The organism is Acidimicrobiia bacterium, from assembly GCA_012959995.1.
Taxonomy (GTDB): Bacteria; Actinomycetota; Acidimicrobiia; order Acidimicrobiales; family MedAcidi-G1; genus MedAcidi-G2B.
In genome coordinates this window covers 42,031-52,271 of sequence record DUCC01000036.1, presented here as the reverse complement: position 1 = coordinate 52,271, position 10,241 = coordinate 42,031, and the positions used below count along the sequence as shown (strand labels likewise).

Sequence of the window (10,241 nt, the reverse complement as noted above, 5' to 3'; positions counted from 1 at the left end):
TCTGGGGGACCGAAGGTCGGAGGTTCAAATCCTCTCAGCCCGACCAAATAAAACCCTTGCTTGAGCAGGGGTTTTGTGCTGTCTAGTGGATTACCACAAACAACTGCACTCAACGGTGGTTTCTAAGGCCTTGATGTAGTACCTTCGCGGCGAGTATCTTTGACATTGAGTTTTACCGGCGCGAAAAGCGCCCTAGGGGGGACCGAATGAGTCTTTTTGTGGTGAGAAAGTTTGTTAGTGCCGTAGAGGAAATACGCCATGAGTTTGGACCGCCGCCCGAACGTCCGGTAAAGAAAGCTGCCATGATGGCGGTGGTAAGCAACCCGTACGCTGGCACTTTTGTTGAAGATTTCCAAACAGCCACCGAGGAACTAAAAGCCCTCGGCCACGAAATGGGAACAAATCTCATTGACCTTTTGGGAGGGGACCCCGCCATTATTGACGGTTATGGCAAAGGCGCAATTGTGGGCGGTGCGGGTGAAATCGAACACGGGGCAGTATGGCACATACCCGGAGGGACCGGTATGCGTGCGTCTTTAGGGGCTGGCACTGCCATTGTCCCCTCAACAAAAAAAGTGGCCGGCATGGGTGCCAGAATTGATATTCCACTTACCCATCTCGCTTGGTCTTATGTGGGTAGCCATTACGACGCCATGGAAGTCGGGGTACCCGATGCTCCACGAGAAAACGAGATCGTGTTTGTCTTGGCTATGGCTATAGGCGGCAGGGTCCACGAGCGTTTGGTCAATGGCTTTACTTTGGCTGACCGCGGAACCGAAGGAGTACCCGCATGAGCGTTGAAAAATTTGCTTTTATTGGTTTAGGGCGCATGGGTTATCCGATGGCTGGCCATTTAAGAGCCGCCGGCCATCAGGTCACTGTTTTTGACATTTTTGAAGAAACCGTCGACCGCTGGGTGGCTGAACACGGCGGGCAGGCTGCCTCTTCTCCTCGAGAAGCTGCCGCTGGGGCGTCAATAGTGTTCACCTCGCTTCCCGCCGACGCCCATCTGCGCACTGCTGCTTACGGCGACGACGGGATTTTCGCTGGCTTAGAAACCGGTGCAGTGTGGGTAGATCACACCACGGCTTCGGTAGCTGTATCTCGTGAACTGGCCGAAGCGGCGACCAATCAGGGAGCTGGCTTTTTGGATGCCCCGGTTTCTGGAGGTGTACAAGGTGCGGTAAACGGTGGCTTAACCATCATGGTGGGCGGGGCTGACGAATCGGTAACCCGGGCCCTGCCCTTCATTGAACTTTATGCCAGTTTGGCCACCCATTTAGGCCCTTCCGGGGCGGGGCAACTGACCAAAATGGCTAACCAAATTTGCGTGGTTGGCCTCTGCCAAGCCTTAGCCGAGGGTTTAGATTTTGCAGAGTCTGCTGGCCTTGATGTGGCCCAGGTAATTTCGGTTATGTTGAAGGGTTCTTCAACGTCATGGCAAATGGAAAACCGGGCGGAAACCATGCTGGCCGGAGAGTACGACTTTGGCTTCGCTACCCCGTTAATGCAAAAAGACATTGCCTTGTGCATGGAAGCAGCCCGAGAAATGGCTGTTCCGCTCCCGATCACTTCAATGGTGGGGCAGTTCTTGGCCGATGTTGAGCGTATGGGCGGCCAAGGATGGGATTGGAGCAGTTTAATGGAGCGCCAACGATCACATCGCAGTGGCTAACTAGTCGCTGGCTTTATTACGGGCTTAGGGAATGCGTACTACCGTCGTTGGGGGGCACAGCGGTTCGTCCCGTTGAGACCTTAAAGGGGAACTTATGTAGCACAGCAAATGGCAGGCAGTGGTCTACGCATGATGTCCCGCCTCAGCTGCGGCGATCGCCACATCGAAAGACTGAACGGCGAGGCGTTTAAACTCTTCGTCGGATAAGAACCGGTTGCACCACGCGTATAACGCTCCCCGGAAAAACGTTGCCATCAGCGTCGCCAACTCGGCCACCGTAGCCGGCAGTTCGATGGTCTTTTCCGCCATCTCAATTGAGTGCCAGGCGAGTCCTATAGGGTCTGAAATCCACGCGTTCTTGTCGGCGAGTTCGATGCTCATTGAGAGCGAATGAATGACCAGGTTTTTGTTTGAGAGAAATTCGTCAACCATCGCAAACAGAAAGGCTCGCGGGTGTTCCTCACCGGACAACGTCGGCGCCTGTTGCATGTACTTCTGTGCACCGCTGGCTAGTACCTGATTGCGGATAATCCCCACCATTTCCGCCCGACCACCTGGGAAATGTTTGTACACTGTCATGGGCGAAAAGCCAGACCGTTCTGCCACCGCGGCGACCGTCAACGAGCGGGGTACATCCTCACCGATTAGTTCAATCGCAGCGTTGAGGATGTCTCTGTGGTTCCGATCAAAGTCGCGGGCGCCACGTGTTGCACGCCCGTCGACGTTTTTCTGTTTATCATCTCCTAGTGGTGTCGTCACTGCGGAGCGATCCCCAGTTTGCGTGCCGCGGTGCCTTCGATTCTCGCCCCCTGAACGACCAGGTGCGGGGCTATGTCCCGCCACACCGAGCGGAGCTTGTAATGCGGCACGCGGGGAAACAGATGATGAATCAGATGGTAGTCGTGGCCACGAATCAAAAAGTTGCTGGCGAAGAACGTGAACACCCGGGTGTCGCGATAACGGCCGACCTCGCTGTGGGGATGATGTGGCAACCAAGCGAAGACTAGCGAAAGCCAGACTCGCCCGATCCAGATCGGAACGTAGAACAGTAACCAGGCCTCAACCGCAAACCCGGCCAGCGTTGTCGTCGCCAACAGAACGATGTGGCCCCAGGCGACCAAGGTTGCGCCACGCTTCGCATCACGTGACCGAAACGTGTCCATCGCTTTGAGGCGATCCTGGAGCCCGAAGAGAAGGTGTCTGCCTCCAGGAACTACCGTCAGGACCGGCAACACAAGGTAGAGGAGTGCCGCCGTCGCAGTGCGTGCTGCAACTATGAGGGGCGACCCCTTTGCGTTGAGAAAATCGGGATCAGCGTCCTCGTTCGCATGTGTGTGATGAAGGAGGTGTGTGTGGCGATGCTCGACGAAACTGGCGGAGATCATGAAAGCACAGACCGAGCCCACGGCCCGGTCGATCCACACAAGGTTCTGTCGTCCCGCTGAGATGGTCCGGTGGACGGCCTCGTGTACTGGCATGTAGAACGCTTGCAAGAACACGGCCGCCAGCACTATGCCCGCCAACAGCGGAATCTTGTCCGCTCGGTAGGCCGCTACTACGCTGACCCATCCGACCATCGGCCAGACAGCGTTGAACAGGCTTCGCCAACCAAACGCTGTGGTGTATGGCGTGACAACCGACCGTTCGTAGTGCAGGCGCTCAACCCCGACGAGAGGTTCGCTGGTTAGATCTCTTGGTGTGTTCATTGAACTTCCTTATTATTTTATAGCGAGTCTTCAACATGGTCAACGCTCCGCGAGAGTACCGTATGAAGGCCTTAGAGGCACCGGTGGAGTGCAGTTGTTTGTGCTTTCTAAATTATCACCACAAGCAACTGCATTCCACGGTGGCTTCTAAAGCCTTCCAACGGAAAGGGGTGACGTCCGACAAAGCTTCGCACCCGGTGCATTGCAGCACAAAACCATCGGGGTGTTTCAACAGCCTGACCGGGTTTTCGCCGGTGGAAAGTCGAGTGTCTTTGGTTCGTTTAGCCCGCTCTTTAGTGATCTCGGGCAATTCTTGTACCTTAAAATCAAGGTACGGGGCTTCGTAAGCGCCAATAGAATTAGTGGCCCAAATCTCTTCATGAGACTCGGTGACCTCCGGCCAAGACAAAAAGCTCAACCATGCGTAGCGAGCAATGTCATCCAAACGAGCCGGCAAATCATCCAACGAAGACATCGGACCCACCGTTTTGGGCTCAATAAGTTTTTTCGGCCCGGTGTAATCTAAAAACTTGCCCAACTTGTCGTGTTGGCCCGCACCAAACACATGCGACGATTCGCTGATGTCTTCCATCTCTTCCATGAAGCCGTCACGCTCGTTGGCCGAAGGGTCTTCCAACGTGTCGCTGGCGTACAAAATGACAAAACGAGCGCCACTACCCAACGGCTTGCGACGCAAAATGCGGCCCATGCGTTGAATCATCTGCCGCCGGGTACGGCTCGCGCTAATAACAATGCCCAAGTTGGCGTCCGGCACGTCAATGCCTTCATCAAGCACCCGAGGTGCAGCCACCGCATCCAAGGTGCCCTCTCGAAGCGCCCCCAAAATACGTTCCCGGTCACCTCTACTGGTAGCTCCGGTAATGATGTCGATGCCCAAAAGCGGGTCCAACCGGTTGATGGCGTGGTTGGCGGCTTTAACAGTTTGAGTAAAGAGCAGCGTGCCGGCTGAATCTTGAATAATGGGAGCGAAGTTGCTGAGCACCTCGTATTTGGTGCGGCTGGTCGCCACGATTTCTCGGCGCTTGCTAAACGCCTCTAGGTAAATAGTGGCTGCCTTGCCATGCGGGCCGCCATCGTTTTCTGCCAAGTAACTTACGGCCGCCAAAAAATCGCCAAAAGAATCTTGCGGCATGTTGGGTACGTCCCGCAAGGTTTGGCGGGCATGGACCAGCGAAGCTTCAATAGCGTCGTACTCGGAGCGTTCATCGTCGGCCAACGGCACCGCCGCAAAAGCCACCCGAGGTTGCGCACACACACCGTCGCTTATGGCTTGGCCAAACCCGTAGCGGTAACACACCCCACCAAAAAATGGGATCAAAGTTTTTTCCACCGCTTCGTCGGAACGCTCCAAAGTAGCGGTGAGCCCCAGGCGTTCCTGGTATTCATGAATAAGTGACTTACGCAAGGTTGCGCCACCGAAACCGTGGCATTCATCGGCAATAATCAAGCCCCCTGCATCAGTAGGAGGCAAAGGTTTTTTGGCGCTCGCCGAATGCCGGGTGGTGACCAAAATGTCGCAGTCTTTGACCTGGTCAGTAAAAGTGTCGCCCAAACGACCGATGCGGCATTGGGGCAAAAACTCGTGCAAACGAGCAGTCCACTGGTTCATCAGCACTCGACTCGGCACCACCACCAAAACAAACAAACCGCGACGGTGGGCATCGGCAGCGGCCGCTAAAGCCACATTAGTTTTACCAGACCCGGTGACCGCCTCGACAATGCCACTGCGTCCACAACGCAGCCAACTCACCAAAGCCTCAAGTTGCCAGCGATACAAATAATAGTCGGTGTGGTTCATTGCCGCCGTCGGTTCTAAAGGGAATAAAGACCTCCAGCGACGCTACCGGAGACAATGCCCAAAGACGTGGATGAATAAAAAATACTAAAGGAAATGTCACTCTGAATGCGAGAGGAGAGGCTTTTGGGCGGTCAATAAAGCCAGAACATACGCTGCGGCGACGATAAGCAACAAGGCTCGGTAACCGGTGAGCAAAGCGACGTATTCCAATAAGCCACCAACCACTGCCCCTAACAAGTTGGCGCCAAAGGCCAGGGTTGGTTCTTTTTCGTCACGGAACCGGTCAGCGAAAATAAGGTTGGCTACAAACACTGGTAGAAAAGCCACCCCGCCGCCCGCCAGTAAACGCAGCATTGGGCCTAAAGACAGCAACCAGCCAGCAGGGACCACCCAATTCAAAACCAGCGTCCCCGCCAGCAAGACATAAAGAAGTCGAGGGTTTTTAAATTTCACCCGGCGCGTCACCTCAACGGCAGCCAACACCGAGCCCAACAAACTGACAAACACTAAAGCATTAACAAACCAAGTAGTGCCAAACAACAAAGCGAACTGCACCACATTTTTGGTTTCCAACAACAAAAAAGCCAAACCCATAAAGAACACGTCCGCTTGGCGTCGCATACCACTTAGCGGGCCAGCGACCGCTCGCACCGCCAACGCCGAAAGGCCCAGCATTAAACCAATGGTCAACAAATAAAACCCAGGAATGTGTGCCGTACGTAAATAAGGAAACGGCCGATCATCAGAAACTGGAGCCGGTTGATCCGCCGCCGGCACCCAAGCAGTCTCCGCCGGGCAGGTCAAAGCAGATGGGTCGTCCGCCACGAGCAACACGGAAAGAAAATCCGCTTGTGGGTCAATCACGCAAGGAGGTTGCGCAAACTCGGCGGCCAAAGTGCCGGCGTAACGATCAACCAGCCACCCCTCACGCATGAAGTTGTACATAGTAAAAGTGCCGTCAGCACGTAAATGATCGTGATAAGCAGCCACCGCTTCTTCGGTAAACAAGTAGCTCTCCAAACGCACTGACCCTTGACCCAAAACCACCGTCAATGAATCAGGCAGCGCTAGTAAAATCATGTCCCACTTTCGGTCGGTGCCCTCTAAAAAAGCTCGACCATCATCGATATGGACAAACACCCGAGGGTCGGCATATGGGTTATCCGGGTGGGTGTCTCGGGCAATTTGGTAAATCTCTGGGTCAATCTCTACGGCATCAACCCGGGTAGCGCCGCGAGCCAACGCTTCTGCCACATCGTTGCCAGACCCCGCACCAATAATCAGGACCTCGCCCGGGGTATCGGCCGCCCGCATGTCGTGAGCAAAGGCGTAGCCGGTCATGTCGCCAGCCGGGGCTTGTGCCCAGGTGGCCACATCGTTGATGTGCATGATGATTCCGCCAAACGGGCTGGCTGTCCAAGATAAGGCGTAATACGGGGACCACGCCTTGTCTTCCCCCGTTGACTCGGCACCCAGAATCCCCACCAACAGCAACACCGCAGCGACCCGAAGCGCCGTAGTGCGCCAATCGGAACCATGCAAGAGCGCTAAGAGCAAACCACCGGCAACTAACCCCCATACCACCGGCGGGGCTCCCAAAAATGAGAGCACCGAAAACCCCACCACGCCAGCAATAGAGCCGATGAGATCCCACCGGTAAGCATCCAACGGCGTCAGCAACGAAAAATACCGAGCTAAACCATCAGCTAGGCAAGCCACAATGACCGCCACGGCCATAAAAATAACGGTAAGAATCAACCAACGAGGCGGACCCACCGGTCGTTGATCAGCAAAGAAAATAAGGTTTGACCCTCCAACTTCGATGCTGACATCAGCCAAACGAACAAAGACAACAAAAGCCGCTAAAACCAACGGCGACCACGGAAACAATCGAAAATCAAATCGTCCCGCCCAAAGAAAACCTAAACCAATACCTAAAAAACTCCCCACCAAAACAAAATTAGAAAAATAAGCCAAATAAACAACGTTGGCCCCCAACCAACGAATCAAAGCCAACTCCACAAAAAGTAGCAAAAACGCCGACAAAGCCAAACGGGTTCGCACACTTTGCGAAGACAGAGGTTCGTTCATAAATAAAGAGCGTAGTCAGAAGTGTCACACGCCCGTTGCTGCCTCGCCTAACACCGTTAACCTCGGGAGAGGTAAAACCAGTCTGTTGGCGAAAGGTTCACTGTGAGGATAGCCGTTATAAACGAAGCGGGGGCCGAAGAACGACGCGTGGCCTCCACCCCAGAAGCAGTACAGAACTTGCTGGCCGACGGTCATCAAGTGTTTGTTCAAACCGGAGCCGGACAAAACGCAGGGTTTTACGACGATCAGTACCAAGAAGCCGGCGCCACCGTCACTCCAGATTTGACGAGCACCCTCGGCGACCAAGGCGTGGTGCTTACCGTAGGCGATCTCTCTGGCCAAGAACTCACTGCCCTCACCAGCGACCACTTAGTCATTGGTCTTTTTGACCCGGTATGGGACGCCACCCAAGCCCAAGCAGTAGCCGCCACCGGCGCTGCCGTAATCTCTCTCGACTTGGTACCGCGCAGCACCCGTGCCCAAGCCGTAGACGTTTTGTCTTCTATGGCCACCGTGGTGGGTTTTCAAGCGGTGCTTATGGCAGCCGAACGCCACCCCAAACTTTTTCCGCTGCTCATTACCGCCGCCGGAACCATCCCGCCAGCAAAAATTGTGGTGCTGGGCGCTGGCGTAGCTGGTTTGCAAGCCATAGCCATTGCCCGCCGACTGGGCGCCACCGTAGAGGGCTTCGATATTCGCCCCGAAGCCCGAGAACAAATTAGATCCTTAGGGGCACGCTCCATCAAAATCGAAAGCCCGGAAGGCGAAGAAACCCGAGACCAACAAAACGCCCGCAACCAAGCCGGCCTCACCCCGCACCTTGCCGAAGCCGACATTGTCTTCACGGCGGCCGCCATCCCCGGAGCCCGCAGTCCCATTCTGGTAACCGAAACCATGGTCGACGCAATGAAACCCGGGTCTTTGCTAGTAGACCTCTCCGCCCAACGCGGCGGCAACTGCAGTTACACCCAAGCCGACCAAGAAGTCGAACACCAAGGGGTCACCATTTTAGGCCCCACCAACTTGGCCTCCGGTATGGCACTCTCAGCCTCTCGCATGTTTGCCAACAACATGGTCAACCTGGTGCGCATGCTCAACAACGAAGGGTCGTTGACCATCGACCGAAAAGACGATGTGATCGAACCCATGCTGGTAGCCATCGGTGGAGAAATAGTGCACCAACGAGTACAACAAAACCTTGCCTCAGCAACTAACCCCGAGGTGGCCTCATGACCTTGCTTATTGCTCTCACCCTGTTTGTTCTGGCCGTGTTCTTAGGCATGGAACTTATTTCTAAGGTGCCCGCCACCTTGCATACCCCGCTCATGTCGGGGTCAAACGCTATTTCTGGCATCACCCTTATCGGGGCCCTTGTTTCTGCCGGCACCGACCACTCGGTGCTCACCACCACCTTGGGTTTCGTGGCGGTCACCTTGGCCACCATCAACGTGGTGGGCGGCTTTTTAGTCACCAACCGCATGCTCGCTATGTTTGCCGGGCGAAAGAAGAACCGATCATGAGTCGCCTTGACATCATTGACTTGGGCTACTTGCTGTCCGCAGTGCTGTTCATCGTGGGCCTCAAAGGCTTAGGACGGCCCCGCACCGCCCCCCGAGGCAACCTTTTAGGGGCCGCTGGTATGTTTCTGGCCGTTTTGGTCACCTTACTCAACCAAGACATTTTGACTTACACCATGTTGGCTCTGGCGCTGGCTATCGGAACAGCCATCGGCGCAGTGCTGGCCCTCAAAGTCAAGATGACCTCCATGCCCGAATTGGTGGCCCTGTTCAACGGGTTCGGCGGTGGAGCCTCGGTGATGGTAGCGGCCGCCTCGTTTATCGAAGCCGTAGACCTCAACGCCCACACCACCCAAATATCGGTAGCGGCCGCCGTTACTGCGTTCATAGGTGCCGTAACCTTGACTGGGTCCATGATTGCTTTTGGCAAGTTAAAAGGTTCGCTAGGATGGTCGGGGTTTCCTGGCCTTTCGCTGGTACGAGCCGCTTCGCTGCTGGTAGCCGTACCGCTCGCCGTGTTGCTGGTGATGCAACCCGAAAACCAAGGATGGCTATGGGCGTTGGTAGCCGCCGGTTTCATTTTGGGCGTACTGGGCACTGTGCCCATTGGCGGGGCCGACATGCCAGTGGTCATTGCCCTACTCAACGCTTTGTCGGGGGTAGCCGCCTCCACTACCGGGTTTGTTTTGGACAATCCGCTGCTCATCATCGCCGGTTCTCTGGTGGGAGCCAGCGGCCTGGTGCTCACCCAAGTCATGTGTAAAGCCATGAACCGCTCGCTGCTCGAAGTGCTCTTTACCGCTGCGCCCACCGGGTCGTCTTCGGGCGACGACGACTACGGCGACGGAGTAACGGCAACCTCCGGTGAAGAAGTAGCCATGCTGCTCGAAATCGCCGAACGGGTAGTTATTGTGCCCGGCTACGGTATGGCAGTGGCTCAAGCCCAACACGCCGTGCGGGACCTCATGGTCAGGCTTGAAGCCTCAGGCGTTGAAGTGGTGTTCGGTATTCACCCGGTAGCGGGACGCATGCCCGGCCACATGAACGTGCTCCTCGCCGAAGCAGAAATCGACTACGAACTGCTCTTCGACATGGACCAAATCAACCCCACCTTTGCTCGCACCGACGTAACCATCGTCATCGGCGCCAACGATGTGGTTAACCCGGCAGCACGCACCGACCCCGACTCGCCCATTGCCGGCATGCCCATTTTGGACGTCGACGACTCACGCACCGTGGTGGTAATCAAACGCTCGCTTAGCCCGGGTTTTGCCGGCATCTCAAACCCGCTGTTTGTGGCTGACAATGCGTTGCTTTACTTCGCTGACGCTCGGGAAGCCGTATTAGAAATCGTCACCGCCCTCAACGAAGGCTGACCCAATTGGCTTAAGCGGCCAACTACTGCGTACCCTCGTTAGCAACACGACGAAAGG

9 protein-coding genes are annotated in these 10,241 nt (G+C 55.6%); 5 read left to right on the top strand and 4 right to left on the bottom strand.

Translation table 11 applies throughout. From position 1 onward, the window contains the following. Nucleotides 1-206: 206 nt before the first annotated feature. Together EYQ49_10215 and EYQ49_10210 are read left to right on the top strand one after the other, a co-directional pair. Entirely contained in the window at nt 207-794 is a 588-nt protein-coding gene (locus tag EYQ49_10215) for an amino acid synthesis family protein (protein ID HIG26237.1), read from the top strand. Beyond that, nucleotides 791-1,675, top strand: coding sequence for an NAD(P)-dependent oxidoreductase (locus tag EYQ49_10210; GenBank protein ID HIG26236.1), 885 nt, complete (start codon nt 791-793; stop codon nt 1,673-1,675). Before EYQ49_10215 ends, EYQ49_10210 begins: the two co-directional genes overlap by 4 nt. Nucleotides 1,676-1,798: 123 nt before the next feature. Here the strand turns inward: EYQ49_10210 and EYQ49_10205 are convergent, their stop codons facing one another. The 4 genes from EYQ49_10205 to EYQ49_10190 all read right to left on the bottom strand — a co-directional run bounded on the left by EYQ49_10205 (nt 1,799) and on the right by EYQ49_10190 (nt 7,291). Next, nucleotides 1,799-2,518 (bottom strand): TetR/AcrR family transcriptional regulator, encoded by a 720-nt coding sequence (locus tag EYQ49_10205; protein HIG26235.1) that lies wholly within the window; start codon nt 2,516-2,518, stop codon nt 1,799-1,801. Next, nucleotides 2,431-3,381, bottom strand: a complete 951-nt coding sequence (locus EYQ49_10200; GenBank protein HIG26234.1) for a hypothetical protein — start codon at nt 3,379-3,381, stop codon at nt 2,431-2,433. The genes EYQ49_10205 and EYQ49_10200 overlap by 88 nt, the downstream gene beginning before the upstream one ends. A gap of 115 nt (nt 3,382-3,496) precedes the next feature. Beyond that, nucleotides 3,497-5,200: a DEAD/DEAH box helicase gene (locus EYQ49_10195; protein HIG26233.1), complete on the bottom strand. Its 1,704-nt coding sequence runs from the start codon at nt 5,198-5,200 to the stop codon at nt 3,497-3,499. 96 nt (nt 5,201-5,296) lie between these two features. Next, nucleotides 5,297-7,291 carry a spermidine synthase gene (locus EYQ49_10190; protein HIG26232.1) on the bottom strand — a complete coding sequence of 665 codons (1,995 nt, stop codon included), beginning with the start codon at nt 7,289-7,291 and terminating at the stop codon, nt 5,297-5,299. Nucleotides 7,292-7,393: 102 nt separating this feature from the next. Here EYQ49_10190 and EYQ49_10185 point away from each other — a divergent pair, with 102 nt between their 5' ends. From EYQ49_10185 to EYQ49_10175, 3 genes are read left to right on the top strand one after another with little or no spacing between them, the layout of a single operon-like run. Next, a complete protein-coding gene (locus EYQ49_10185; protein ID HIG26231.1) occupies nt 7,394-8,524 on the top strand; it encodes an NAD(P) transhydrogenase subunit alpha in 1,131 nt (376 codons plus the stop codon). Next, nucleotides 8,521-8,811: an NAD(P) transhydrogenase subunit alpha gene (locus tag EYQ49_10180; GenBank protein HIG26230.1), complete on the top strand. Its 291-nt coding sequence runs from the start codon at nt 8,521-8,523 to the stop codon at nt 8,809-8,811. Before EYQ49_10185 ends, EYQ49_10180 begins: the two co-directional genes overlap by 4 nt. Further along, nucleotides 8,808-10,184: an NAD(P)(+) transhydrogenase (Re/Si-specific) subunit beta gene (locus EYQ49_10175; protein HIG26229.1), complete on the top strand. Its 1,377-nt coding sequence runs from the start codon at nt 8,808-8,810 to the stop codon at nt 10,182-10,184. The genes EYQ49_10180 and EYQ49_10175 overlap by 4 nt, the downstream gene beginning before the upstream one ends. The last annotated feature ends 57 nt before the right edge of the window (nt 10,185-10,241 follow it).

What these genes read in the sequence shown, in the direction of transcription:
- EYQ49_10215 (HIG26237.1), top strand. Translation starts at nt 207, where the DNA reads ATGAGTCTTTTTGTGGTGAGAAAGTTTGTTAGTGCCGTAGAGGAAATA.
- EYQ49_10210 (HIG26236.1), top strand. Translation starts at nt 791, where the DNA reads ATGAGCGTTGAAAAATTTGCTTTTATTGGTTTAGGGCGCATGGGTTAT.
- EYQ49_10200 (HIG26234.1), bottom strand. Translation starts at nt 3,381, where the DNA reads ATGAACACACCAAGAGATCTAACCAGCGAACCTCTCGTCGGGGTTGAG.
- EYQ49_10195 (HIG26233.1), bottom strand. Translation starts at nt 5,200, where the DNA reads ATGAACCACACCGACTATTATTTGTATCGCTGGCAACTTGAGGCTTTG.
- EYQ49_10190 (HIG26232.1), bottom strand. Translation starts at nt 7,291, where the DNA reads ATGAACGAACCTCTGTCTTCGCAAAGTGTGCGAACCCGTTTGGCTTTG.
- EYQ49_10180 (HIG26230.1), top strand. Translation starts at nt 8,521, where the DNA reads ATGACCTTGCTTATTGCTCTCACCCTGTTTGTTCTGGCCGTGTTCTTA.
- EYQ49_10175 (HIG26229.1), top strand. Translation starts at nt 8,808, where the DNA reads ATGAGTCGCCTTGACATCATTGACTTGGGCTACTTGCTGTCCGCAGTG.